This window comes from Flintibacter muris (assembly GCF_943192995.1).
Taxonomy (GTDB): Bacteria; Bacillota; Clostridia; order Oscillospirales; family Oscillospiraceae; genus Lawsonibacter; species Lawsonibacter muris.
Genome location: NZ_CALPCP010000020.1, coordinates 44470 through 70256, shown reverse-complemented (window position 1 = coordinate 70256; position 25787 = coordinate 44470). Strand labels below are relative to the sequence as shown.

Sequence of the window (25787 nt, the reverse complement as noted above, 5' to 3'; positions counted from 1 at the left end):
CAAATTTCGCCTATTGTCAATAGTTTTTTATATTTTTTGTTTCTATCTTGGCTCGTTTTCCTAACTTATTGACATTGCCCATTGAGCGTATCCACACACTCGATTAGACAAAAGCTGGACCGTCCGTATTTCGCGGACGGTCCTGTTTTCGCGCCAAAAGGCCCCCTTCGCAAAGGGGGCTGTCAGCGAAGCTGACTGGGGGGCTCTTAACAGAGACAAATGCGCTTTAACAGGAGAAAACCCTCCACCACCGCCTTCGGCGGCGGTCCCCCTCCCTTTGCGAAGGGAGGCTTTACGCTCTCCTGATCAGCTGCTCCTTCTCCTGCCGGGTCAGCCGCTTGATCTGATACTCCCGGCGCAGGGCGGCGGGCTTGTCGGGGACCTCCTCGGTGTAGGCCAGCTCCAGGGGACCTCTTCCCCGGGTATATTTGGCCCCCTTTCCGGAGCGGTGGACGGCCAGGCGGCGGGAAATATTGTCGGTAATTCCGGTGTACAAAGTGCCGTCGCCGCAGCGGAGGATATAGACATACCAGGACACGGAAAGCCCTCCTTTTCCTTAATTATAGCATATTATGTCTAATTTGGAAACAATTCCTTTTTTATCCTGTCAAGTCCTCCAAAACGGTTGCCTTTCTTCCGTTTTGGTGGTACAATACAGTGATATTATTATGGGCGCGGACCGCGCTCTGAGAGTAAGGAGCCAACACACATGGACGAAAAGAAAGTAATGCTCTCCGGCATCCAGCCCAGCGGTGACCTGCACCTGGGCAACTACCTGGGCCCTCTGCGCCACTGGCCGGAGATGATTGAGGAATTTGACTGCTACTTCTTCCTGGCCGACCTGCACACCATCACCGTGCGCCAGGACCCGGCCCAGCTGCGCCGCCGGGTGCTGACCCTGCTGGCCCAATACATCGCCTGCGGCCTGGACCCCGAAAAATGCACCCTGTTCATCCAGTCCCACGTCCCCGCCCACGCCCAGCTGGGCTGGGTGCTGGACTGCTACACCATGTTCGGTGAGCTGTCCCGCATGACCCAGTTCAAGGACAAGGCCGCCAAGCATAAGGACAACATCAACGCCGGCCTGTTCACCTACCCCGCCCTGATGGCGGCGGACATCCTTCTCTATCAGCCCGACTTCGTCCCCGTAGGGGAGGATCAGAAGCAGCACGTGGAGATCTGCCGGGACATCGCCGAGCGGTTCAACGGCATTTACGGCGACGTATTCAAGGTCCCCGCCCCCCACATCCCCAAAGTGGGAGCCCGGATCATGAGCCTCAACGACCCCACCTCCAAGATGAGCAAGTCCAATCTGGAGGGCTGCGTCATCCTCATGGACAAGCCGGAGGACATCATGCGCAAGTTCAAGCGGGCCATTACCGACAGCGACACTGAGCGCTGCGTCCGCTACGCCCCCCAGGAAAAGCCCGGCGTGTCCAACCTGGTGCAGATCTACGCCACCGTCACTGGCAAGAGCTTTGATGAGATCGAGGCGGAGTTCGACGGCAAGGGATACGGCGCCTTTAAGCCCGCTGTGGGCGAAGCCGTGGCAGAGGCCCTGCGCCCCATCCGGGAGGAGACCGAGCGGCTGCTGGCCGACAAGGCCTATCTGGAGGGCGTATATAAAGCCGGGGCGGAAAAGGCCGGTTATGTGGCCAACAAAACCCTGCGCAAGGTCTACAAAAAGGTGGGCTTTGTCCCCCGTTAACCCCGAGATAAAAAGAGGAACATTACTATGATACAGCTTCCTTCCATAGGGCTGGCCGCCGCCGCCCTGTTTACCGCCGCTCTGGTGGCGCTGATCTCCACGCCGGTGGTCAAATCCCTGGCCTTCCGGGTAGGGGCGGTGGATGTCCCCAAAGACGCCCGGCGCATGCATGACCACCCCATCCCCCGCATGGGCGGCCTGGCCATCTTTTTTGGCTTTATTCTCAGCGTGCTGGTCTTCCAGCCTCTCACGCCCGAGTTACAGGGCATGCTGCTGGGCGGCGTTGTCATTGTCATTCTGGGCATTTTGGACGACATTTTTGCCCTGCCCGCCATGCCCAAGTTTATTGTTCAGATTCTGGCCGCCCTCATTGCTGTGCTCCAAGGCAACTGCATTGAATTTTTGTCCAACCCCAACATTTTCAGCAGCGAGCTCTACTGGGAGCTGGGCTGGCTGGCCGTCCCCATCACGGTGCTGTGGATCGTGGGCATCACCAACGCCGTCAACCTGATCGACGGGCTGGACGGCCTGGCCTGCGGCGTGTCCACCATCAGCTCCATGACTCTGCTGGTCATCGCCCTCGTGGTGAAGGAGCCCGACGTGGCCATCCTCATGGCCGCTCTGTCCGGAGCCTGTATTGGGTTTTTGCCCTACAATCTGAACCCCGCGAAAATTTTTATGGGGGACACCGGCTCCACCTTCCTGGGCTTCATTTTGGCGGTGGTATCCATTCAGGGACTGTTCAAGTTCTACGCCATCATCTCCTTTGCCGTCCCCTTCCTTATGCTGGGCCTGCCCATCTTTGACACCTGCTTTGCCATCCTGCGCCGGGTGTCCCACGGCCAGTCCCCCATGTCCCCTGACCGGGGCCACATCCACCACCGGCTTATCGACATGGGCTTCTCCCAAAAACAGGCAGTGGCGGTGCTCTATATCATCAGCGCCATTCTGGGCCTGTCCGCCGTAGTGCTCACCACCATAGGCGTGGTGCGGGCCATGCTGTTCCTGCTGGCCCTGTGCGCCGCCGGAGGGGTGGCGGGCAAGCTGTATCTGGACCGGGTCAACAACAGTGAGCCGCCTCCATCCAGCGCAAGCAGCCGGGTGGCCAAGCCCAGGCAGAGCCGTCCTATGGACAGCGGAAACTATTTTGGTGAGGAGGACCAGTCAGACAAATGAACAGTGCAAAGGTAATGACCGTCTTCGGCACCCGCCCGGAGGCCATCAAAATGGCCCCCCTGGCCCTGGAGCTGGCAAGGCGCCCCGAATTTGAAGCCATCTGCTGTGTCACCGCCCAGCACCGGGAGATGCTGGACTCGGTGCTGGATATTTTTCAGTTGAAGCCAGACTACGACCTGGACATCATGGAGCCCCGGCAAACCTTGTCCACCATCACATCCAAGTGTCTGACCGGCATGGACAGCGTGCTGGAGGCGGCAAGGCCCGACCTTGTGCTGGTCCACGGAGACACCTCCACCACCTTTGCCGGGGCACTGGCCGCCTTTTACCACAAGATCCCTGTGGGCCATGTGGAGGCCGGGCTGCGCACCTACGACAAGTGGTCCCCCTACCCGGAGGAGATCAACCGGAAGCTGGTGGGCTCTATCGCCGACCTCCACTTCTGCCCCACCCCGGCCAACCGGGACAATCTGGCCCGGGAGAGCATCACTAAAAACGTATTTATCACAGGCAATACTGTCATTGACGCCCTCCACACCACAGTCATCAAGGATTCTACCTTTGCGGAGCCGGTTCTCAATGAGCTGGATTATGTAAACAAAAAGGTCATCCTGGTCACCTGCCACCGGCGGGAAAACTACGGCCAGCCCATGACCAACATCATGACCGCCCTGCGCCGGCTGGCCGACGCTTTCCCCGACACAGAGCTGGTCTACCCCGTCCACCTCTCCCCTGTGGTACAGGAGGCGGCCCATAAGTATCTGGACAACCACCCCCGCATCCACCTCATCCCCCCTCTGGACGTGCGGGAGATGCACAACCTGATGGCCCGGTGCCATCTGGTGATGACCGACTCCGGCGGGCTCCAGGAGGAGGCCCCCGCCTTGGACAAGCCGGTGCTTGTCCTGCGAAAGGAGACAGAGCGGCCCGAAGCGGTAGCTGCCGGAACAGTCCGTCTGGCCGGTGTGGAGGAGGAGCCCATCTTCCGCCTGGCCTCCCAGTTGCTGTCCGACCGGAGCGAATATGACAAAATGGCCCACGCCGCCAACCCCTACGGGGACGGACAGGCCTGCCGCCGCATTGCCGACGCCATCGCCTGGCACTTCGGCCTGCGTGAGACGCCCCCGGAGGCGTTCAGCCCATAAGGAGGTTGTTTTTTGGAGCAAAAAAACCGGCTTATGATTGTTGTCGCCATTGTGGCCCTTATGGTGGTGGCCATTGTCACCAGCTTTGGACGGGTCCTCTTTGCCGCCAACACCCCGGATGTTATCCTCCCCTCCTCCAGCGCCGGTCTGGGTGACCTGTCCGGTTCCGCCGTCCAGGGGCCGGACTACCAGCGGGTGGATGTAACCACCCAGACCGTCACCGGGGTGGTGGCCACCCTGGCCCGTCCCTCCAGCTACTACCGTGAGCTGACCGTGGAGACCTTTTGGAACGGGGGCTCCTCCACCGCCCAGGTTCAGGTCTGGACGGACGGCGGCTGGACCCACAGCGTCCAGACCCTGCCCTCCGGGGCGGTACGCCACGATCTCACAGGAGACGGCACCCTCTACTACTGGTACGACGGCTTTCAGCAGTATGCAACCGCCCCCGCAGACGAAAAATCCTCCGATCTGGCCCAGCACATCCCCACCTATGAAACGGTGCTGGAGCTGGAGCCCGAGGAGATTGCCGCCGCCGGCTATGAGCTCCGGGGTGAACTGCCCTGTATTCTGGTGGAGGTTCAGCGCGGCCAGCATGGTCTGCTCCAGCGGTTCTGGATCAGCGTGGACAACGGTCTACTTGTCTCCGCCGAAAGCGAGGAAAACGGACAGCTGGTCTACCGCATGATGGCCTACTCCCCCGTTCAATCCCCCTGCCCCTCAAACGGGAGCTTTTCTCTGCCCGGCGGGGAGGTTTTGCATACAGTGGGGGAATAAAATTATTCCTCCTTGTCCTCCCCCAGCCCCATCAGCAGCGTCAGCCCCAGGGCGATAACCAGCTCCAGATCGTCCCCCTCCGCCAGAAGATACAGCATAATGAGCAGCAGCAGCACATCACCGCTGTCGATATTGTCCAGATGCAGGCTTTTCAGCACGCCGGATAGGGCGCCGCCCTCCCGGCCTCCTATCAGGCCGGCAAGGCCCTCCCTGCCCTTTAGAAAATCAGAAAAGCGGAGGGGCGGCGGCTGATTGCGGGGCCCGGGACCGGGGCTTTGAGGCCGGGGCGGTGGCTCAATCCGGGTGTAGGAGACGTCCTCCGGGATGTAGCGGTTATACACGCTCCCCCTCCTTTCCCCCAAAGGCGCCCAGAGCCGCCCGGACCAGCTTGGTCATCCGGGCAATTTGCAGGGCCCGGTCCAGCCGGGCCCTCCGCTCCTCTTTCAGAAAAGGACGCAGGGCGTTGAGAAGGGCGGCGTTCCGGTCCTCGGTGCTTTGCACCTGGCGGATGATGTCCATCCCCATCTGGAGCATCCTGGGGTCGATCTGCCCCATCAGGGCGGACAAATCCGGGGCGGAAGGGGCGGGCTCCTCTGCTGCGGGCACGTATGTAGCGTCCTCTGACGGGCTCTCCAGCGCAGGGGGCGCCTCCTGCGCCGGCTGCTCCCCGGACAGGGAACGGGCCAGAGCCATGATCTGATTCATGGCCGCCTGGTTGCCCAGGATGGAATTCAGTTTGTCCTCAAACTCCGCCATGGCGCGCTCCCTCCCTTGTCGTCACAAGCTTCGGTTCAAACCGCACCCGCCAAACGGACTGCGGTTTGGGTCATCTATTTCAGCCCCGCCTTTTTTGCCTGGCTGTCAATGCGGTTTACCAGCTCAGCCCCCTCTTTGCTGTGCATCAGCTGGTCCATCATGGTCATAAGCTGGGCGGGGTCTCCCGCCGCGGCCGCCTGGGCCGCCTGCTTCACCTGGCCGCCTTGCCGCTGCAACAGCTCCATCAGCTTCTGGGCGTCGCTGGACTTGGCCAGCTGGGCGATAGCGTCCCGATTTTTCTCCGACAATTCCATGGTTGTTCCCTCCTTGTTTCCGTTGACTATTTTAGTATATGCGAAGAAAGGGCCAGGTGACACTGCTTGAAAATTTTAGTCTTCTCTGATTCCCACCGCTCCCTGTCCGGCATGTACGCCGCTATCAACTGCCACCAGCCTGAGCAGATCATCCACCTGGGCGATATGATGGATGATGCCGAAACGGTGGCGGAACACTACCCCAAAATTCCCTTCTGCCTGGTCCCCGGCAACTGCGACGGCTGGTTTACTACCGTACCCGTCAAAAAAAATATCAAGCTGGAGGGCAAATCCATTCTTCTCTCCCACGGGCACCGCTGGGGCGTTAAAAGTGGCTACGATATGGCTATTGCCGACGCTCGGGCCGTGGGGGCGGATATCCTCCTCTTCGGACACACCCACGTCCCTCTGTGCCAGCAGCTGGAGGACGGCCTGTGGATGATGAATCCCGGCCCCGCCCGGTCCAGCTATGGGCTGATTGAAATTGAGGATGGACATATTTTCTGCACTCTGCATAAGACGTAACCGTCAGAAGGTGACACACCATGAAAAAATTTCTCTATATCCTCTTCCACCGTTCGGTGCTCATGTCGCTGGCCCTGCTGGCTCAGATCGCCGCGCTGGTTGTTATGGTGTTCTCCTTCTCCGCCTATACCGAAATCTTCTACTGGTGCTGTATTGCGCTCAGTGTGGCTGCCGCTCTTGCCATTGTAGGCAGCCGAATGGAGCCGGGCTATAAAATCGCCTGGCTCCTGCTGATTTTGCCCTTTCCCATCTTTGGCGGCGTCTTCTACATTCTGGTGGGAGGCGGCTATATCCCTAAACGGACCCAGAAGCGGATGCAGGGCATGCTGAAAAAGTCCTTTGCCACTTTAAAGGAGGACTTTAAGGCCGACGATCTCCTCCCTCTGGGAGGCGACGCTTCCGGACAGGCCAGCTACCTGGAGCGGCGTGCCGCCTGCCCCGCCTACACCAACACCGAAACAGAGTACTTCCCCCTGGGGGACGCCGCCTTCCCCAGAATGCTGGACGAGCTGGAAAAGGCAGAAAAGTATATCTTTTTGGAGTACTTTATCATCCAGCCCGGCATTTTTTGGGACAGTATTCTGGCCATTCTGGAGCGGAAAGCCGCCCAGGGTGTGGAGGTCCGGGTGATATACGACGACTTTGGCTGTATGTTCACCCTTCCCCGGGATTATGATGAGATTTTGACCAAAAAGGGTATCCAGTGCCGGGTATTCAACCGCCTTATGCCGGTGATGTCCCTGCGGCTGAACAACCGGGACCACCGTAAGCTGCTGATCATCGACGGCAAGGTGGGCTTTACCGGCGGCCTCAACTTGGCTGATGAATATATTAACATGCGGGAGCGGTTTGGCCGCTGGAAGGACAGCGGTCTCCTGCTGGAGGGGGACGCTGTATGGTCTATGACAGTGATGTTTCTCACCATGTGGGACAACATTGCTAATTGGGATGAGGACTTTGAGCTCTTCCACCCTCCCGCCGCCCCGGTGCGCCCCTGGACAGGCTACGTCCAGCCCTATACCGACACACCTCTGGACCGGGAGGCGGTGGGCCAGGCGGTCTATCTTAATATGATCGCCAAGGCCAAGAATTATATCTATATCACCACTCCCTACCTGGTCATAGACGTGGCCACCAATACCGCTCTGTGCAACGCCGCCAAATCCGGAGTGGACGTACGCATCATTACCCCCCATATCCCAGACAAGCGGTATGTCTTTGAGGTCACCCGGGCTCACTACCCGCCCCTTCTGGAGGCAGGGGTGAAAATCTATGAGTACACCCCCGGCTTCATCCACGCCAAAAATTTTGTGGTGGATGACCGCTTTGCCACCGTTGGCACCGTCAATCTGGACTACCGCAGTCTGTTTCTCCACTTCGAGGACGGCGTGTGGCTGTGTGAGGCCCCCTGCATTCGGGATATCCGGCACGACTTTGAGGAAACTCTCAGGCATTCCGAACCCTGTTCCCTGCGTCAATTCAAACATTTGAATATCCTCCTCCAGCTCTACCGCAGCATTTTGCGGGTGTTCGCGCCACTGATGTAGCAAATAAACTGCTGTTGCATGGCTTGAACCCTTATGCTATAATGTATTTAATGAACTGGCGATTGGGAGGTGAAATAAAGTATGAACAACGAAGACAAGATCTTAGCGATTTTGGAAAAGCTTCAAGAAGATTTCTCTGGAATGAAAGAGGATGTCTCCAGTCTGAAGCAGGATGTCTCCGGCTTAAAGCAGGATGTCTCCGGCTTAAAGCAGGATGTCTCCGGCTTAAAGCAGGATGTCTCCGGCTTAAAGCAGGATGCCTCTGGATTAAAAGAGGACGTCTCCAGTCTGAAGCAGGATGTCTCCAGCATTAAAATCCGCTTGGATGTGGATATTCAAACGCAGCTCAATCTTTTATCTGAGGGCCATTCCAGGTTGGTGGAGCGTCTGGACATTTTAGACGAGGTGAAGGAACTGGCGGAGGATACCAGAGACAAGCTGGATGTTGTTTACCATGTAGTCAGACAGCATAGCAGTGAGATCACCGAACTCAAAAAAGCTCAGTGAAATATGAGAGGAGCCGCCCTTCGGGCGGCCCCTTTTGCGTTACCGGCAGCAGCAGCTGTTGGCACTGCTGGTGGTTGTGATAGTGTTGGGCGGGAAAAACTCGTCCACGGGGAACTGGACCTGACGGAACATGTCGCAGGGGTCCTCCTGGCAGCCTTCTTCGCCGCAGCTGCAATCCTTGGTGGGAATGCAGTAGTCGTAAGCGGGAATGAGCAGCTGAGTGTCCCGCTCCATACGGATAATGGAGAACTGACCCAGAGTGATGAATAAGCGGTGCATATCGCCGCTGGTTACCAGTTCGTCGCCAAAACAGGCGGCCACTGCCATAGGGATATCCACACAACCGCAGTCACAGGGACGGCATTCACAGACATCCACCAGCTTCAGGTTCAGGATCAGAGGATCAACGGCCTCCACCACCGCGGTGGGCAAGTTGGACTGAGGTACACATTGGACCTGATTCTCGTTGCTTTCGGAGGTAAAGCTCTTGGAGCCGCTCTCGCTGCCAAAGAGCACAACCCGCTTGCTGAACATCGCCAGGCCGCAGACCTGAACGGGGCGGGTGGCGCCCACAAAGGCGTCAGCGGTGATGCGGTAGAAGTACCGCACATCCACGGTATAGAAGCCCCGATTAAAGGTGACCGGCTCCACATCAATGTACGCATACAGCAGCTCGGCGCTTCCGGCCTTGATGGACTGGGCCCGGTCAATCACCTCTTGAGAACAACGGGTGGGATAAATGCGTAAATCTTCCACACAGTCCTTATCTCTGCATGAGTCAAAAATCTTTTTCGTGTGTATGCACACGGCCTCCCGGATACTGCGATCGTCGCTGACGGGGCCGGGCACGACCTTTTCTGGCATAGAATTCCCTCCTAGATTTGGATGGTCATGGGCGGCGAGCGCCCATTAGGGGTTTTGCTTACAACACATCTTATGTACCAGACGGGTTTTGGTGCGGGACAGATGGTTTTTCTCTTGCCCTTTTTCCCCTTTGCGGCTATAATAGAGGTGACAATCAACTGAGCGAAAGGAGCCCTCGCCATGCCTCCCATCGGATTCATCCAGGACGATCTGGATTTAAAATTACTGGTCCTCTATATTATGGACCGGGCTGCCGGCCCCATTACCTTTTTACAGCTGTTTGAACTGGCTCTCTGCGACGCAGGGGTAGATTATTTCTCTCTCACCCAGGCAGTGGAGCACATGGTGGCCACCGGCCAGTTGACCCGTGAGGAAGATCGCTATGCCATCACGGAAAAGGGCCGGCGCAACAGCCAGATCTGTGAGAGCAGCCTGCCCCGGTCGGTGCGTCTGCACTGTGACATGAATCTGACCCAGGTAAATGAGGCTCTGCGGCGGGAGTCTCAGGTCCGCGCCTGTATTATGGACCGGGAGGCTGGAACTGTCAACCTGTGCCTTACCCTGGAAGACGATTCCTCTCCTCTGCTCCACCTCACCTTGTTCTCCCCCAGCCGGGAACAGGCGGAACGCTGGAGCCAGACCTTCCAAGATGACCCCTCCGCCCTCTATCTGAACATCATCAAACTGCTGGAACAGCCAAAGGAGGATCACCATGAGACGAAATGACCGGGCTCAGAACAGGGATTTCTCTGTGTCCCTTATTGACCGCTGCACCCATGGGATAATGGCCCTTTCCACCGGGGAGCCCGTCCCCTACTGCCTCCCTCTGTCTTTTGTGCGGGTGGGAGATGATCTCTACTTCCACTGCGCCCACCAGGGCCGTAAGACCGACCTGCTGCGCCGCTTCCCTCAGGTATGCGTCACCTTTGTAGGGGATGACCGGCCCGCTTTTGTGCCTCCCGCCATGTACACCACCTATTTTCAATCCGTTATTGTAACCGGAACTGCCAGTGAGGTAAAGGACTCCGCTGAAAAAGTTGAAGCCCTGCGGGCTCTGTGCCAAAAGGTAACCCCGAAGCACATGGACGGCTTTGAGCCGGCCATTCAAAACAGCCTTGCCGCCACCGCCATATGGAAGATTCATATGGAAGAAATCTCCGGAAAGGCAAAGCTGGAAAAGACCTGATCGCAAAACTGCCTCCAGTGCAACAAGCACCGAAGGCAGTTTTCTTTTCCATAAAGTGAAATTACCACCATATTTAAAGGGGTCAATCGCTGTCAAACACACCTAAAAATTTGAAAAAACCAAACCTTTCATTCTGCACTTCCTGAACTGCTCCGTCATAAATCAATCTGTCCAAGATGATAATCGCGTTGTAGGGCCTGTCCAAGCCGTCAGGGTACATTCTTTTCAGTGCGTCAATATTAAATACTTCCGCATCTTTCACAAGTTCATCAATTTGATCCGTCAACTCCTCCTGCAATACCATAACCGCAAAATCTTCGTCATAGGTATTAATGCCAAAATCAATTCCCATTTCAAACCCAATACAGTCATTGCACAGAAGTTCATAATCTTTTTCCCAATATTGCTCAAACAATTCCTGCGACTGGCAGATGCCAGCAAATACAGAACAACGTTTTTCGTCGTCATTGCTGTAGCAAACATCTAATTGTTCAACTGCTCTCATTTTATCGCCTCCTCAACAGTCCCCCACAAATTGTTTCTATAAAAAGAAAAGGCTCTTATTATTGCGCTTTTTTAAGTTCAGCCACCTCTTGTGACAACATTTTGACCGCTGTTTTTAAAACGATCACATCAGCCTCCAGCTCGTCTACACGGTCCTTGGGTGTTATCTGATCCAAAATCGCTTGCTGGCCTTCCGCCAGTAAATTGAACTGAGTTTTCACCTCAACATCCAACCGAACTTTAATACCAGAGACATCAAGCTGAAGTTTTTCCAGTATTTTGCTGTGTTTCTCCAGCATTTCACTGTGTTTCTCCAGCATTTCACTGTGCTTCTCCAGTGTTTCACCCTGTTTCTCCAGCATTTCACTGTGCTTCTCCAGTGTTTCACCCTGTTTCTCCAGCATTTCACTGTGTTTTTCTAGTATTCCGCCCTGCTTCTCCACGGTTCCGTTCAGCTTTTCCAGCATTTCACCATGTTTTTCCACAGTCCCGTTCAGCTTTTCCAGCATCTCCAGAATTTTTTCCTCATTGCCCATATCTTTTTCTCCTTTATTAAATATATCTATACGTTTACCGTGCCATTGGTCCGGTTTTGCCCATGTAGTCCTCTGTCTCCACCGGCAAATTGTGGGAACGTAAGCCGTAGGCTGTCAGACGGCTTACCACGCTGTAGATCATGGCAAAGACAGGTACGCCCAGCACCATGCCGGCAAAGCCAAACAGTCCGCCGAACAGCAGGATAGAGAACAGCACCCAGAAGGAGGCCAGGCCGGTGCTTTCACCCAAAATCTTTGGGCCCAGGATATTGCCGTCAAACTGCTGGAGGGCCAGAATGAAGATGGCAAAGTACACCGCCTGAATAGGGCTGGACAGGAAAATCAGCAGCCCGCAGGGAACGGCTCCAATGAAAGGACCGAAAAAAGGAATAATATTGGTCACGCCAATGATGACAGCGATAAGGGCCGGGTAGGGGAACTTGAAGATATTGCAGCAGACCAGACATATGACGCCGATGATGAGGGAGTCCAGCAGCTTGCCGTTGATAAACCCGCTCATAATCTTGTAGGCGTTGCGCACTTCCCCCACAATCAGGTCGGCGATGTCGGTACGGAAAAGGCTGTATACCATCTTCTTGCTCTGGGCAGCAAAGATATCCTTCCGTGCCAGCAGATAGACGGAGACAATCACCGCAATGAGCAGATCCTTTACCAGCACCAGGAAACCCACCACCACTCCGGACACTCCGGCTACCACTCCGGTGAGATTAGGCAAAATTGTGGTTCGCATCCACTGAATGGAGGTAGACACCGACTCCAGGTTGGGCAGAATGTCAGAATTCAGCCACTGCTCCAGGGAGGTGGCCGCCGAGCTGTACACAGATATGACGGAGGCTTGAATATCCGGGTTGTCCTCAAAGAAGGTCTGGAGCCAGTTCTGAACGTTTACAATGTAGTCTGGGATGGCCTTGACCAGACCCACCACGCTCTCATACACCTGGGGCAGGACCATAGCCAGCAGCAGATAGATCAGGAAGAAGGCCAGCAGCAGGCTGAGCACAATGGCCACAAAGTTGAGGAAGCTGTAACTGTGGCGCTCCTCCATCCGCTTATCCGGGGTAATGGCCACAAGAAAGCGCAGGATGGCCCGTTGGACGGGCAGCAGCAGAAAGGCGATCACCGCCCCCATGAAGATGGGCCGCAGGATGCTTGCCAGGCTGTTCAGGAAGCGGGCCACCGCCTCCAGATTGAACAGCAGGAAAAACAGACACAGCGACGCCGCAATTACTGCGAAGGCCGTCAATCCGGCGGCCAAATAGGGGTGCCTGTCATTGCGTTTCATGCTTGCCCACTCCTTTTTTTACACGTTCAGTTCTGTATCACCTTGCTCCAGGGCGCTGGCGTACCTGTTCAGCACTGGAGCGATTTGTGTGTTCAAAAATTCCTCCACCTGCTCCGGACAGCGGCCAATATAGGCGCTGGGGTTCAGATGGGCGGACAGCTCCTCCTTCGTCATCCCGAAGGCGGGGTCAGCGGCCATCAGGTCAATCAGGTTGTTGGGCAGACCCAGCTCCTTTACATTGTAACCGGCCTCCTGGGACAGCACCCGGATGCGCTCATGGAGCTCCTGCCGGTCCCCCCCCCGCTTGACCGCGTCCATCATGATGTTCTCGCTGGCCATAAAGGGCAGCTCCTCCAGCACGTGCTTTTCAATCACCTTTGGGTGGACCAACAGCCCGGATGCCACATTGGCCCAGATGTTCAGGATGGCGTCCACCGCCAAAAACGCCTCAGGGACAGACAGCCGCTTGTTGGCGGAGTCGTCCAGAGTGCGCTCAAACCACTGGGTAGCGGTGGTGACGGCGGGGTTGCCCACATCCACAATGACATACCGGGCCAGGGAGCAGATGCGCTCACAGCGCATGGGGTTGCGCTTGTAGGGCATGGCCGAGGAGCCGATCTGGTTCTTTTCAAAAGGCTCCTCCACCTCCTTCAGGTGGCACAGCAGCCGCAGGTCGGTAGCAAATTTGCTTGCGGACTGGGCAATGCCGGCCAGGGTAGACACCACGTTGTAGTCCATTTTCCGGGAGTAGGTCTGTCCGCTCACAGGAACAACGGCTTCATAGCCCATCTCCTTTGCAATCTTCTCCTCCAGCTGCTTCACCTTCCCGTGGTCACCCTCGAACAGCTCCAGGAAGGAGGCCTGGGTGCCGGTGGTGCCCTTGGAGCCCAGCAGCTTTAAGGTGGAGATGCGGTACTCCACCTCCTCCAGGTCCATCAGCAGCTCGTTCATCCACAGGGCGGCCCGCTTGCCCACGGTGACCAGCTGGGCCGCCTGAAAATGGGTAAAGCCCAGGGTTGGCAAGGCTTTATACTCGCCGGCAAATTCACTCAGATGGGCCAGCACCCGGACCATCTTGTCCCGGACCAGCTCCAGGCCCTCCCGCATGAGGATTACGTCGGTGTTGTCCCCCACATAGCAGCTGGTAGCCCCCAGGTGGATAATGGGCATGGCCTTGGGGCACAGCTCGCCATAGGTGTGGACGTGGGCCATCACATCATGGCGCAGCTTTTTCTCCCACTGGGCGGCTTTTTCATAATCAATGTCGGTAATATGCGCCTCCAGCTCATCCACCTGCTCCTGGGTGACGGGCAGGCCCAGCTCCATCTCAGCCCGGGCCAGGGCCACCCACAGCCTGCGCCAGGTGGAAAATTTCTTGTCCGGGGAAAAGATGTACTGCATCTCGTCGCTGGCATAGCGGGAGGACAGGGGACTTTCATAGCGGTTGGTAGACATAATATCGACCTCTTTTTCTTTGGTTTTGTATTGACAGTTTTATTATAGCGTATTTCCCCCCGCTTTGCCACCCTTGGGGAAAATTTTCACAAAACTTTAAGAACCTGTATTCACAGGCGGAGGATGCCGGATGGACGTGGGATTTTGCCAGCCTGCAAGGCAAAAAATCGCAGGAATACTGGATGTATTTCAAGATTTTTTAACGCGGCAGGGCGGTTAAAGACCCGGTCAGACGGCGTTCAACGCCTGTGAATACAGGTTCTAAGAGAACAGCGGGATTCAAAGCTGCCGGGAGCAATCTGTAGGGGCCCCTGTATGGATCAAGCGCCCCTCCTCCGCCCTGACGGACGGAAGAGGGGCGCTTCTTTTTACTTTGATTCCGGGTGATACTGGGGGCAGGTACACTTCTTCCATTTCAGGCCGGAGCCGCAGGGGCAGGGGTCGTTGCGGCCAATTTTGACTACCTTACGGACGGGCTGTTTCTTCACTGTGCCGTCCCCGGCGCCGCTCTCGCTGGTGACCTTGGCCACCCGCTCCCGCTTGACCTCCTCGTTCTTGCGCAGGCGGACCAGGAACAGCCGGCGGAGAGTCTCCTCCTGGATGGCGGCCACCATGTTCTCGAACATCTCGTAGCCCTCCTCCTTATAGGCGACTACGGGGTCACTCTGGGCGTAGGCCCGCAGGCCGATACCCTGGCGCAGCTCAGTCATGGCGTCGATATTGTCCATCCAGTACTCGTCCACCACCCGGAGCATGATGACCCGCTCCAGCTCCCGCATGAGGGGGGACGTGATCTCCTGCTCCTTGCGGGCATAGGCCTCCTGGGCCTTGTCCAGCACCAGCTGGATCAGGCCGTCGGCGTCGTACTGGGCCAGCTCCTCGGTGGTGGGGTGGAGCTCACCGGGCAGGATGAACATGGACCGGAAATGGGAGATGGCCTCCTGGAAGGACTCCTCATCCATGTGCTTCTGCTCCCCCATGTGGCCCTGGATGGCATTGGCGATCATGGTACGCAGCATGTTCTGGATGGAGGCCTGGATGTCCTCCCCGTTCAGCACCTGACGGCGCTGCTTGTAGATGATCTCACGCTGGGTATTCATCACATCGTCGTACTGGAGGACATTTTTACGGGTCTGGAAGTTTCTCGACTCCACCTGTTTCTGGGCGTTCTCAATGGCCCCGGACAGCATCTTGGCGTCGATGGGGGTATCCTCGTCCACACCCAGCTTCTCCATCAGGTTGTACACCCGCTCAGAGCCGAACAGGCGCATAATATCGTCCTCCAGAGAGAGGAAAAACCGTGTCTCACCCGGGTCGCCCTGACGTCCGGCGCGGCCCCGGAGCTGGTTGTCAATGCGGCGGGACTCGTGGCGCTCGGTGCCCAGGATAAACAGGCCGCCCGCCGCCCGGACCTTGTCGGCCTCCTCCTGGATTTCTGTCTTATATCTGGCCTCCGCCTCGGAAAATTTCTTTCTGGCATCCAGGATCTCCTGGTTGTCCGTCTCGGCAAAGCCGGTGGCCTCGGCGATCAGCTCATCACTCATGCCCGCCTTGCGCAGGTCGGCCTTGGCCAGGAACTCGGCGTTGCCGCCCAGCATAATGTCGGTGCCGCGGCCCGCCATGTTGGTGGCCACGGTGACCGCGCCGAACTTGCCCGCCTGGGCCACGATTTCCGCTTCCTTCTCGTGGTTCTTGGCGTTGAGGACATTGTGCTTAATGCCCTTGCGCTTGAGAATGGCGGACAGCTCCTCCGACTTCTCGATGGAAACGGTGCCCACCAGCACGGGCTGGCCCTTGGCATGACAGGCCTCAATCTGCTCCACAATGGCCCTCAGCTTGCCGGGGACATTTTTATACACCACGTCGGGCTGGTCAACACGGGCCAGCGGCTTGTTGGTGGGAATTTCCACAATGTCCAGCTCGTAGATGGTGCCGAACTCCTCCTCCTCGGTGAGGGCGGTGCCCGTCATGCCGGACAGCTTGTCGTACAGGCGGAAGTAGTTCTGGAAGGTGATGGTGGCCAGGGTCTTGGATTCGTTGGCCACCTCCACATGCTCCTTGGCCTCGATAGCCTGGTGCAAACCCTCGTTGTACCGCCGGCCGAACATAAGCCGGCCGGTGAACTCGTCCACAATGATGACCTGGCTGTCCTTCACCACATAGTCGATATCCCGCTTCATCACGCCCCGGGCCTTGATGGCCTGGTTGATGTGGTGGGACAGGGTGGTGTTCTCCATGTCCGCCAGGTTGTCCACCTGGAAGGCCTCCTCCGCCTTCTTAATGCCCCGGGCGGTGAGGGTGGCGGTGCGGGCCTTCTCGTCTACAATGTAGTCGGCGTCGATATCCACGTCCTCTTCTTCCTTCTCGTCCACCTTCCGCACCCGCTGGCAGGTCAGCCGGGAGACGAACTGGTCCACAATGGTATACAGCTGGGTGGACTTCTCCCCCTGGCCGGAAATAATCAGAGGGGTGCGGGCCTCGTCGATCAGGATGGAGTCCACCTCGTCCACAATGGCGAAGGCGTGGCCCCGCTGGACCAGCTCCTGGGAGTAGATGGCCATGTTGTCCCGCAGGTAGTCAAAGCCGAACTCGTTGTTGGTGCCGTAGGTGATGTCGGCCTGGTAGGCGGCCTTCTTCTCCTCGCCCATCACGCCGTGGATCACCAGGCCCACCGTCAGGCCCATGAAGCGGAAAACCTTGCCCATCCACTCCGAGTCGCGCTTGGCCAGGTAGTCGTTAACGGTGACAATGTGGACCCCCTTCCCCGCCAGGGCGTTGAGGTAGGCGGGCAGGGTGGCCACCAGGGTTTTTCCTTCGCCGGTCTTCATCTCGGCAATGCGGCCCTGGTGCAGCACAATGCCGCCCACCACCTGCACCCGGTAGGGCCGCAGGCCAATGACGCGCCAGGCCGCCTCCCGGCAGGCGGCAAAGGCCTCGGGGAGAATGTCGTCCAGGGTCTCGCCCCTGGCCAGGCGCTCTTTCAGCTCCGGGGTTTTGGCCTGGAGCTGGGCGTCGGTGAGGGCCTTGTACTCCTCCTCCAAGGCGTCCACCTTGTCGGCAATGGGATAGATGGACTTCAGCTCCCGCTGGGAGGAAGTGCCAAACAGTTTGGTAAACAGGCTCATGGTATCAAACACCTCTCGGTTATAATTTAACGGTTTTTTATACGTTGAACAGCCGGAAGAATCCGGTGGCAGGGCGCGACGACCCCGGCGCGCCGTCCGCACCCAGATCAGCGGCGTGCCCAGTGGTCACGCCTACAAGGCATCAAAAACAATAATTCAAGTCAGTATACCACACTCTTCTTCCAGAAAAAAGAGCAAATTGTAAACTTTCTGCGGAAAAATTTCTATTCTGTTGGTTTAAATAGCCGAAAATTCCACATCCAGCGTATTGTTGTCCGTCAGACGTTGACAAACGCCCGTCCTTTATGGTATGGTATCAGAGTAATTGAATACAGACAGACGAAGCGCACAGGAAAACGGCCAAGGCCTGCCGAAGGAATAACACTCTCAGGCGTCCCGTTGGGGATGAGGACTGCGCGTGGATGTGACTCTGGAGAAGCTCGTAAACCGGGTGCCGAAGGTGCAACGCGGGGCAGAAATTCCCCCGCCAATCTCTCAGGCAAAAGGACAGAGGAAAGTCAGAACGGCGGGGCGTGCCCTGCCGGGATTGCTTTTCTTTTGGGCGGCGGGCATTTCCGCGGCCCGTTTTTTGTCTGTCCGGAGAAAAAGGAGAGAACGTACATGGAATTTATGGAAAAATTCTTGGCAATCGTTGAGCTGGTCAACGGCAAGATCAACGACTTTGTGTGGGGCCCCATTATGCTGGTGCTGCTGGTGGGTACCGGCGTGTTCCTGACCTTCCGCACCGGCTGGATCCAGGTGCGCTGGTTCGGCTATATCATGAAAAACACCGTCGGTTCTCTGTTCAGCAAAAAGCAGGCCAAAGACGGCGGCAACCTGACCCCCTTCCAGGCGGTGACTACCGCCCTGGCTGGCACCGTGGGCACGGGCAACATTGCCGGCGTCACCGGGGCCATCTTTGCCGGCGGTCCCGGTGCGGTGTTCTGGATGTGGGTATCCGCTTTCTTCGGTATGTGTACCAAGTACGCTGAGATTGCCCTGGCCATGAAGTTCCGCAATACCGACGCTAACGGCATCCACAAGGGCGGCCCCATGTACTATATTGAGAACGGCCTGGGCAAAAGCTGGAAGTGGCTGGCCGTCATCTTCGCCATCCTGGGCGGACTGGCCTCCTTCGGTATCGGCAACATTGCCCAGTCCAGCGAGATTGCGGGCTCTCTCAACGGCCTGTTCGGCCTGGACCCCCTGGTCAGCGGCATCATTCTTATGGTAGTGGTGGGCGTTGTGGTGCTGGGCGGCGTGCAGCGCATTGGCCAGGTCACCTCCCTGCTGGTCCCCTTTATGGCCATCTTCTATATTCTGGCCGGTATTATCGTCATTGTTCTGCGCATCACCGATATCCCCGCCGCCTTCCAGGCCATCTTCTCCAGCGCCTTCAGCCTTGAGGCGGTGGGCGGCGGCATCTTTGGCTACGCCATCATGCTGGCCATGAAGAACGGCTTTGCCCGGGGCGTGTTCTCCAACGAGGCCGGTCTGGGCTCCGCCCCCATTGCCCACGCCGCCTCCTCCACCGAGGAGCCTGCCGAGCAGGCCATCTGGGGCGTGTTTGAGGTCTTTATCGACACTATCGTCATCTGCACCATCACCTCCCTCACCGTCATCCTCTCCGGCGTGCTGGACACAGCCGGCGGCCTGGAGGCCTTCGGCACCAAGGGCTCCGCCGCAGTGGCCGCCTTCAACTCCATCCTCCCCGGCACTCTGGGCGGACTGGTCATCCAGATCAGCCTGGTCTTCTTCGCCCTGTCCACCATCCTCAGCTGGAGCTACTACGGCGAGCGGTGCTGGGGCTATATCTCCAACGACAACAAGATCTTTGTCTCTGCCTATAAGGTCATCTTCGTGCTGTTTTGCATCGTGGGCACCACTGGCTCCGGCCAGCTCATGTGGGACATCTCCGACACCCTCAACGGCGCTATGGCCATCCCCAACCTGGTAGCCCTGCTGGCCCTGTCCGGTGTGGTGGCCAAGATCACCAGGGATTATTTCGACCCCAAGAAATAAAGCCTCCCTCTTTGAGGCAGGTGGCACGGGCAACGCCCGTGACGGAGGGAGTTCGTCGATCAAATATACTTCCCCTTGACGGACTCCCCCGTCACCGCCTTTGGCGGCGACAGCCCCCTCTTAGAGGGGGCTGTTTTGCTCCCCTTTTCAGATCAGTGAATGCTCAGAACCTGTATTTACAGGCGTTGAACACCGTCTATAAATACAGGTTCTCAATTTTTCAATCAATTGTCAAGCGATGTTTATTCTAATTCTAAAAAACGGGACCTTTTTGTGCTCTCTTTACGTTTCTTATTTTTTATGGTATGATAACCTGATTTCAAAGGGGGAGTGCTCCATGGCAGACATCCGAAAAAACACCGTCCACACCCTGGACATCACCGGCTACACCGCCGATGGGATGGGGGTAGCCCGGCTGGAGGGGCGGGTGGTCTTTGCCCCTTACACCATCCAGGGAGAGCGGTGGCGGGTCCGGCTGGAGAAGGTGAACAAAAATGTGGCCTGGGGCCGGGGGGTGGAGCTGCTGCTCCCCTCCCCTGAGCGCATTCAGCCGGACTGCCCCCAGTATGGCAAATGCGGCGGCTGTCAGTTCCGCCACATGAGCTACGAGGAGGAACTGCGGGCCAAGGGCCGGCGCATTGCCGACGCTCTGGAGCGGGTGGGCCACGTCAAGCTGGACCTGCCCCCAGTCCTGGGCGCGGAGCACCCCGACAGATACCGGAACAAGGTACAGTTTCCGGTGTCCCAGGGAAAGCGGGGGCTGTCGGTGGGCTACTACCGTCCCCGGAGCCACGACGTACTGGACGCCCCGGACTGCCCCCTCCAGCCCGAAAGCGTCACCCGCCTGCGGTCGGCTTTCAAGGATTGGATGCAGGAATATTCCATCCCCGCCTACAACGAGGGCACAGGAGAGGGCCTGGTTCGCCACCTGTATATCCGCACCAACAGCCGGAACGAGAGTCTGGTGTGCGTGGTGGCCAATGGCGGCGTACTCCCCTTCGGCGGCGAACTGATCCAAGCTCTGCGCCGGGCGGACCCAGGTCTGATTGGCCTTGTCCTGAACACCAACATCCGGGACACCAATGTGATTCTGGGAGAAGCATACGCTGTTCTGTGGGGCCGGGACTGGCTGGAGGAGGAGTTATGTCAACTCTCCTTCCGTCTGTCTGTCCCCTCCTTCTTCCAGATCAACCGCGCCCAGACCCAGCGGCTGTACTCCATTGCTCTGGATTTTGCCCAGCTTACCGGAACGGAGACCGTTCTGGACCTGTACTGCGGCATTGGCACCATCTCCCTGGCCCTCGCCCGGCGGGCCAGGCGGGTGGTGGGGGCGGAGATTGTCCCCCAGGCCATCCAGGACGCCAAAGAAAACGCTGTCCGAAACGGAATCAGCAACGCGGAATTTTTCTGCGGCGACGCAGGAACGGTGGCCCGGCGGCTGGCGGAAGAGGGCATTCGGCCCCACGTCATCTCTGTAGACCCGCCCCGGAAGGGTCTGGCCCCCCAGGTGCCCGCCATTCTCGCCGACATGGCTCCGGACCGGATCGTCTACGTCTCCTGCGACCCGGCCACCCTGGCCCGGGATGTGGACCGTTTCTCCCAACTGGGTTACCATGCGGCCAAGGCCCAGGGCGTTGACCTCTTCCCCAGGACGGCCCATGTGGAGACAGTTGTTCTGCTTGTGCAGAATCCCTAAGTTTTTAACCCATTATCTGCTGTGAAAAGGAGCGGGACACTGTGAGTTACTTTCCATTTTTTATAGATCTGGGGCAAAAAAAGGGTCTGATTGCAGGCGGTGGCGTGACAGCGCTGCGGAAAATTCAAAAGCTGCTGCCCTATGGCCCCCAGCTAACGGTGGTCTCCCCGGCCTTTCACCCGGAGATTGAAGCCTTCCCCGCCCTGACATTGCTCCGTCAGCCCTTTGACCCGGCCCTTCTGGAGGGGCATTTTTTCGCAATCGCGGCTACGGACAATCCCCAGCTGAATCACAGCATTTCAAAACTGTGCCAACAAAAAGGAATCCTGGTCAACGTGGTGGACAGCCGGGCGGAGTGTACCTTTCTGTTCCCCGCTCTGGTGAAGCGGGGGGAGCTGACCGCCGGCATCTCCACCGGAGGTACCAGTCCCAGCGCGGCCATCTGGCTGAAGGAACAGCTTGGAGCCTTAGTACCGGACAATATGGAGCAAATTTTAAACTACCTGGAAAAGCAGCGAAGGGCGGTACGGACCATGTTCGCAGAAGAAGCTCAGCGCGGCGCAGTTCTCAGATCACTGTTTTTGGACTGCATGGAGCGCCGTCGGCCGCTGAGCGAAGGGGAAACTGCGGCGCTTTTGAATCGCTTTATGGAGGAAGAGTCAAGATGAAAGGACAAGGATGCGTCTATCTGGTGGGCGCGGGCTGCGGCGGGCTTGATCTGCTGACTCTGCGGGGTGCGGAGCTGCTGCGCTCCTGTGACGCAGTGGTCTATGACGACCTGATCGCCGGCGAACTGCTGACACTGGTTCCAGACCATGCGGAAAAGTGCTGCATGGGCAAGCGTTCCGGGCGGCACTCCGCGTCTCAGGAGGAGATCAATGCCGCGCTGATTTCCCTGGCTCAGTCCGGAAAGCGGGTGGTCCGCCTGAAGGGCGGAGACCCCTTTGTCTTTGGCCGGGGCGGGGAGGAGATGCTGGCCCTGCGTTCCGCCGGAATTCCCTGTGAGGAAATTCCGGGGGTCTCTTCCGCCATCGCCATCCCCGCGGAGGGGGGAATTCCGGTGACCCACCGGGGAATCAGCCAGAGCCTGCACATCATCACCGCCCACACCGCCGGAACTCAGGATGGCCTCCCCCCCTGTCTGGACGACCTGGCCCGCCTGCCTGGCACACTGGTCTTTCTCATGGGGCTCAGCCGCCTGGAACAGCTTACCCGTCGGCTGGCCTCCTCCGGGATGCCAGGAGACACACCGGCCGCAGTGATTTCCGGGGGCAGCGCCCCCAAACCGGTTACAGTGCGGGGCACTCTCGCCAACCTGGCGGAGCGCACCCGGCAGGCCGGGGTACAGTCTCCGGCGGTTATTGTGGTGGGCGGCGTGTCCGCCCTTGACCTCTCCCCCACCCTGAACCGCCCGCTGAAGGGTGTCCGCGTGGGGCTGACAGGGACGTCCGCCATAACCCAAAAGCTGAGGCGGGCGCTGGAGGACCAGGGCGCACAGGTGTTTGACGCCCTTCATACCCAGGTGGTTGAACTGCCAGCAGCCTTTGATCTGCGGACCTTGCGCACCGGGCGCCATTGGATTGTGCTGACCAGCGGCAACGGAGTGCGGCTGTTTTTCCAACAGCTCTCCCGAGCCGGGGTCGATCTGCGGGAGCTGAACGGCTGCCGGTTCGCGGTGATTGGGGAATCCACCGGCCAGCAGCTGTGGCGTTATGGCATCCGGGCCGACCTGTGCCCGGAACGCTACACCAGCCGGGATCTGGCCCAGGCCCTCCTCCATGCCGCCGATCCGGAGCGGGAGGACATCCTTCTGTTCCGCTCCCGCTGCGGCGCTCCAGAACTGTTTCAGACATTGGCGCAGTGCCATCATGTGGAAGATATTCCTCTTTACGATCTCCGCTCCGACCCCCGGACGGCGGAGCTGGCAGGGCCCCAGCTGGCACAGGCCGATTATCTGACCTTTGCCAGTGCCGGAGGAGTCAGGCAGTTTATCCAGGCCTACGGCGCGATCCCGCAGCAGGCGGTCTGCGTCTGTATCGGGGAGGTGACGGGGGAGGCCCTGAGACAGGTATATCAAAAGCCCTTTCTCACCGCTCCGGAAATTTCCGCCCATGGCATCCTGAGCGCAATTCTGGAGCACGCCGCCCATGCTTCCGGCCGCTGAAAAAAGTTTTGACAGCGATCACCATCCTTGCTGTCACATGCAGACACTTGTTTCTGCGGGCGGCCGCAGGCCGCCCTTCAGCTCCGTGCCAGCAATTTTAAAGCTTGCTAAAATTTTTTGTAACCTTCCCTATCCGTTTGCGTCTATATCAGTGAGCGGGCAATATCGGGCTGGCAGGGGGTGAAAGAAATGTGTCCAAAACACTTGCGGCTGCTCGCCTACTCTCTGGGCCACTTTTGGGTGGATTTCAGCTGTGCGCTGCTGATGTTCTCCCGGCTGTCCGGGCAGAGCGGGTGGGCGCTGTGTGTACTGCTGTATAACTTCTGTGCCTTTGCCCTGCAAATGCCTGTCGGACTGCTGGCCGACCGCTGGGAACGGAAGGGCCGGACGGCGGCTCTGGGCTGCGGGCTGGCCGCGCTGGGGTGGGTCCTTCCCCCCTTCCTGGCGGCGGTCATTGCGGGTGTGGGCAACGCCTGCTTCCATGTGGGCGGCGGCATCCAGGTGCTGAACGACGGCGGCGACAGGGCCGCGCCCCTGGGCGTTTTCGTCTCACCGGGCGCCTTTGGCATCTTCTTTGGTACCCTGCTGGGCAGCCGGTCCGCCTTTCCCGGCTGGCTCACCGGTGTCGGACTGCTTCTCTTCGCCCTGAGCTTTGTCCTGCTGAGGACAGAAATCGGCGACAGCCTGGAGGACCCGCCCCTGGACCGAAATATCCTGTGGGCCCTGGCTTGCTGTTTTTGGGTGGTGGTGCTGCGCTCCTATCTGGGGATGGTTTTAACCTTCCCCTGGAAGACCGGGGGCTGGACTATAGGGCTTGTGTGCGCCCTTGTCCTGGGCAAGGCGGCGGGAGGATTTTTGGGAGACAGACTGGGGATGATCCCGGCGGCGGCGCTGTCTCTGGGGCTGTCGGCAGTCCTGTTTCTTCTCAGCGGCTCCCCCATCGCCGGGGCCGGAGCGGTCTTCCTCTTTAATATGACTATGCCCATTACTCTGTGGGCGGCGGCGCGGCTGCTCCCCCGCCAAAAGGGCTTCGCCTTTGGATCACTCACCTTTGCCCTGTTTCTGGGCTTTCTGCCCCTCTGGCTGGGCTGGCCCACCCTCCTCAGCGGAGGGAGCGGCTACGCGGCGGGGGCCCTGTGCTCACTGGCCCTATTGGTGCTGGGGCTGAGATGGGGGCGGTTGTCATGAGCCTGCTTCTCTCTCTGGCGGGTTCTTTGGCCCTTACTTTGGCGCTGGAGCTGGCCTTCGCCCTGATATGGCGGGTGGAGCGGAACGACCTGCCCGCGGTGGCGCTGGCCAATCTGCTCACCAACCCCATTGTGGTTTTGTGCCACCACGGGGCCGCCTGGTACTTTCCCCAAATTTTGACCGCTTTCACCCTGGCGCTGGAGCTGGCCGCTGTGGCCGCAGAGGGACTGATTTACCGCCGCCGCAGTCAAATTTCCCACCCCTGGGTCTTCTCCCTGTCCGCCAACGCCCTTTCCTTCCTCACCGGACTGCTGCTGTAATCAAGAAATGAGGTATTTGTATGAAACAAAAGCTTTTTTCTCTGTTTCTAGCCCTGTTGGCGGTTTCGGCCCTGGTCCTGCCCGCCTCCGCCGATATCATCTGGGAACCTGAGGACTCCTTTTATGAAAAGCACCGCGATGAGTGCACGTATGTCAACCGCAGCTATCAGCTGGCCGGGTATGACGGCACAGTGACTGTCTTCACCGCCCCCGGCGGGATGAACAAGGCCACCCTGGACAACGGGCTTCAGGGCATCATCCAGTTCACCTGGACCGGAAAGCAAACCGACTGGGGCTATCTGCTCTGGGTAGACAGCAGCAGCGTGGAGGGCTGGGTCCCTATGGACGACCTGTCCCTAATCTACGACAGCCAGCAGTTTATGGAGGATCACGCCGGAGAGATTGCCCAGACGGGACCGGCAGCGGTAGATTTCCATGAGGCTGTCCTCTACAGCTACCCCAGGGGCCCGGTCTGGGACAGCTCCCTGAAAGAAACCGTGGAATACCAGCCCTTTTCAGAGGTATTCACCCAGATCTATACCGACGAAGGGGGCCAGCGCTGGGGCTATGTGGGCTACTACATGGGGCACCTGAACGCCTGGGTCTGCCTGGATGACCCTATGAACACAGAGCTGGACACCGGAGTGGTCCTTGTCTCCCCCTCTCCCGCCCAGGCGCGGGGAAGGGCCACAGTTGCCGCCGGACCTCCGCTGTTTCTCGTCGCCGCCGGCCTTGTGGCCCTTGTAGCGGCCGTGACGGCGGTTCTGATTCTGCGTCTAAAAAAGCGGGATAGATAATATATTGATAACCGCCTTCAAAATTGCCGGCACCGAACTCGTAGGGGCGGCCTGTGACAGTGAAGCTGATGATTGCTATAGGGACAGAGCGTTGTGCTCTGTCCCTAATTATTTGAGGGAATAGGTAAAATATAAAATGCCCTCTATACTTTTTGGGGAACAAGTGCTAAAATGG

26 protein-coding genes and 2 riboswitches are annotated in these 25787 nt (G+C 58.3%); of the genes, 16 read left to right on the top strand and 10 right to left on the bottom strand.

The features are described 5' to 3' along the window. Positions 1-292 precede the first annotated feature (292 nt). Positions 293-538, bottom strand: coding sequence for a GIY-YIG nuclease family protein (locus NFS22_RS14750; protein ID WP_251318477.1), 246 nt, complete (start codon positions 536-538; stop codon positions 293-295). 171 nt (positions 539-709) lie between these two features. Between NFS22_RS14750 and trpS the strand changes: the two genes are divergently transcribed. From trpS to NFS22_RS14730, 4 genes are read left to right on the top strand one after another with little or no spacing between them, the layout of a single operon-like run. After that, on the top strand, positions 710-1708 hold the full coding sequence (gene trpS / locus NFS22_RS14745; protein WP_251318476.1) for a tryptophan--tRNA ligase: 999 nt from the start codon (positions 710-712) through the stop codon (positions 1706-1708). A 27-nt stretch (positions 1709-1735) separates the two neighbouring features. Continuing rightward, a complete protein-coding gene (locus NFS22_RS14740; protein ID WP_251318475.1) occupies positions 1736-2884 on the top strand; it encodes an MraY family glycosyltransferase in 1149 nt (382 codons plus the stop codon). Beyond that, a complete protein-coding gene (wecB, locus tag NFS22_RS14735; RefSeq protein ID WP_251318474.1) occupies positions 2881-4029 on the top strand; it encodes a non-hydrolyzing UDP-N-acetylglucosamine 2-epimerase in 1149 nt (382 codons plus the stop codon). Before NFS22_RS14740 ends, wecB begins: the two co-directional genes overlap by 4 nt. Before the next feature lie 12 nt (positions 4030-4041). Beyond that, positions 4042-4803 carry a hypothetical protein gene (locus NFS22_RS14730; protein ID WP_251318473.1) on the top strand — a complete coding sequence of 254 codons (762 nt, stop codon included), beginning with the start codon at positions 4042-4044 and terminating at the stop codon, positions 4801-4803. A gap of 2 nt (positions 4804-4805) precedes the next feature. On the opposite strand, the gene NFS22_RS14725 is transcribed toward NFS22_RS14730, so the two are convergent. The 3 genes from NFS22_RS14725 to NFS22_RS14715 all read right to left on the bottom strand — a co-directional run bounded on the left by NFS22_RS14725 (position 4806) and on the right by NFS22_RS14715 (position 5873). Continuing rightward, positions 4806-5144, bottom strand: a complete 339-nt coding sequence (locus NFS22_RS14725) for a hypothetical protein (protein ID WP_251318472.1) — start codon at positions 5142-5144, stop codon at positions 4806-4808. Next, positions 5137-5559 carry a hypothetical protein gene (locus NFS22_RS14720; protein ID WP_251318471.1) on the bottom strand — a complete coding sequence of 141 codons (423 nt, stop codon included), beginning with the start codon at positions 5557-5559 and terminating at the stop codon, positions 5137-5139. Before NFS22_RS14720 ends, NFS22_RS14725 begins: the two co-directional genes overlap by 8 nt. Positions 5560-5633: 74 nt before the next feature. Next, complete coding sequence (locus NFS22_RS14715) at positions 5634-5873, bottom strand: hypothetical protein (RefSeq protein WP_251318470.1); 240 nt, start codon at positions 5871-5873, stop codon at positions 5634-5636. Positions 5874-5939: 66 nt separating this feature from the next. On the opposite strand from NFS22_RS14715, the gene NFS22_RS14710 reads away from it, so the two are divergent. The 3 genes from NFS22_RS14710 (at position 5940) to NFS22_RS14700 (ending at position 8452) form a co-directional block, all read left to right on the top strand. Next, positions 5940-6398: a metallophosphoesterase family protein gene (locus NFS22_RS14710; RefSeq protein ID WP_251318469.1), complete on the top strand. Its 459-nt coding sequence runs from the start codon at positions 5940-5942 to the stop codon at positions 6396-6398. Positions 6399-6418: 20 nt separating this feature from the next. Then, positions 6419-7945 (top strand): cardiolipin synthase, encoded by a 1527-nt coding sequence (gene cls, locus NFS22_RS14705; protein ID WP_251318468.1) that lies wholly within the window; start codon positions 6419-6421, stop codon positions 7943-7945. Positions 7946-8026: 81 nt separating this feature from the next. Continuing rightward, a complete protein-coding gene (locus NFS22_RS14700) occupies positions 8027-8452 on the top strand; it encodes a hypothetical protein (RefSeq protein ID WP_251318467.1) in 426 nt (141 codons plus the stop codon). A 39-nt stretch (positions 8453-8491) separates the two neighbouring features. On the opposite strand, the gene NFS22_RS14695 is transcribed toward NFS22_RS14700, so the two are convergent. Beyond that, positions 8492-9316, bottom strand: a complete 825-nt coding sequence (locus NFS22_RS14695) for a hypothetical protein (protein ID WP_251318466.1) — start codon at positions 9314-9316, stop codon at positions 8492-8494. Positions 9317-9496: 180 nt separating this feature from the next. Between NFS22_RS14695 and NFS22_RS14690 the strand changes: the two genes are divergently transcribed. Both NFS22_RS14690 and NFS22_RS14685 read left to right on the top strand, forming a co-directional pair. Then, on the top strand, positions 9497-10042 hold the full coding sequence (locus tag NFS22_RS14690; protein WP_251318465.1) for a DUF4364 family protein: 546 nt from the start codon (positions 9497-9499) through the stop codon (positions 10040-10042). After that, positions 10029-10502: a pyridoxamine 5'-phosphate oxidase family protein gene (locus tag NFS22_RS14685; protein ID WP_251318464.1), complete on the top strand. Its 474-nt coding sequence runs from the start codon at positions 10029-10031 to the stop codon at positions 10500-10502. The genes NFS22_RS14690 and NFS22_RS14685 overlap by 14 nt, the downstream gene beginning before the upstream one ends. An 82-nt stretch (positions 10503-10584) precedes the next feature. On the opposite strand, the gene NFS22_RS14680 is transcribed toward NFS22_RS14685, so the two are convergent. From NFS22_RS14680 to secA, 5 genes are all read right to left on the bottom strand, one after another. After that, positions 10585-11007 (bottom strand): immunity 22 family protein, encoded by a 423-nt coding sequence (locus NFS22_RS14680; protein WP_251318463.1) that lies wholly within the window; start codon positions 11005-11007, stop codon positions 10585-10587. A 58-nt stretch (positions 11008-11065) separates the two neighbouring features. Continuing rightward, a complete protein-coding gene (locus tag NFS22_RS14675) occupies positions 11066-11542 on the bottom strand; it encodes a TroA family protein (RefSeq protein ID WP_251318462.1) in 477 nt (158 codons plus the stop codon). Positions 11543-11576: 34 nt separating this feature from the next. Beyond that, positions 11577-12845: an AI-2E family transporter gene (locus NFS22_RS14670; RefSeq protein ID WP_251318461.1), complete on the bottom strand. Its 1269-nt coding sequence runs from the start codon at positions 12843-12845 to the stop codon at positions 11577-11579. An 18-nt stretch (positions 12846-12863) separates the two neighbouring features. Beyond that, positions 12864-14300, bottom strand: a complete 1437-nt coding sequence (gene purB, locus NFS22_RS14665; RefSeq protein WP_251318460.1) for an adenylosuccinate lyase — start codon at positions 14298-14300, stop codon at positions 12864-12866. A 368-nt stretch (positions 14301-14668) separates the two neighbouring features. Next, on the bottom strand, positions 14669-17425 hold the full coding sequence (secA, locus tag NFS22_RS14660; RefSeq protein WP_251318459.1) for a preprotein translocase subunit SecA: 2757 nt from the start codon (positions 17423-17425) through the stop codon (positions 14669-14671). A 339-nt stretch (positions 17426-17764) separates the two neighbouring features. Beyond that, positions 17765-17850: riboswitch (glycine riboswitch) on the top strand. Positions 17851-17853: 3 nt separating this feature from the next. Continuing rightward, positions 17854-17938, top strand: a riboswitch (glycine riboswitch). Between the two features lie 117 nt (positions 17939-18055). Here secA and NFS22_RS14655 point away from each other — a divergent pair. From NFS22_RS14655 to NFS22_RS14625, 7 genes are all read left to right on the top strand, one after another. Next, the gene (locus NFS22_RS14655; RefSeq protein ID WP_251318478.1) at positions 18056-19447 is read left to right on the top strand and encodes an alanine/glycine:cation symporter family protein; all 1392 of its coding nucleotides are present in this window, start codon (positions 18056-18058) and stop codon (positions 19445-19447) included. A gap of 337 nt (positions 19448-19784) precedes the next feature. Then, positions 19785-21143, top strand: coding sequence for a 23S rRNA (uracil(1939)-C(5))-methyltransferase RlmD (gene rlmD, locus NFS22_RS14650; RefSeq protein ID WP_251318458.1), 1359 nt, complete (start codon positions 19785-19787; stop codon positions 21141-21143). Between the two features lie 41 nt (positions 21144-21184). Further along, a complete protein-coding gene (locus tag NFS22_RS14645) occupies positions 21185-21811 on the top strand; it encodes a precorrin-2 dehydrogenase/sirohydrochlorin ferrochelatase family protein (protein WP_251318457.1) in 627 nt (208 codons plus the stop codon). Next, positions 21808-23307: a uroporphyrinogen-III C-methyltransferase gene (gene cobA / locus NFS22_RS14640; protein ID WP_251318456.1), complete on the top strand. Its 1500-nt coding sequence runs from the start codon at positions 21808-21810 to the stop codon at positions 23305-23307. Before NFS22_RS14645 ends, cobA begins: the two co-directional genes overlap by 4 nt. Positions 23308-23496: 189 nt before the next feature. After that, positions 23497-24495, top strand: a complete 999-nt coding sequence (locus NFS22_RS14635) for an MFS transporter (RefSeq protein WP_251318455.1) — start codon at positions 23497-23499, stop codon at positions 24493-24495. Then, positions 24492-24815, top strand: a complete 324-nt coding sequence (locus NFS22_RS14630) for a hypothetical protein (protein ID WP_251318454.1) — start codon at positions 24492-24494, stop codon at positions 24813-24815. The genes NFS22_RS14635 and NFS22_RS14630 overlap by 4 nt, the downstream gene beginning before the upstream one ends. A 20-nt stretch (positions 24816-24835) precedes the next feature. Beyond that, positions 24836-25612: a hypothetical protein gene (locus NFS22_RS14625; RefSeq protein ID WP_251318453.1), complete on the top strand. Its 777-nt coding sequence runs from the start codon at positions 24836-24838 to the stop codon at positions 25610-25612. The last annotated feature ends 175 nt before the right edge of the window (positions 25613-25787 follow it).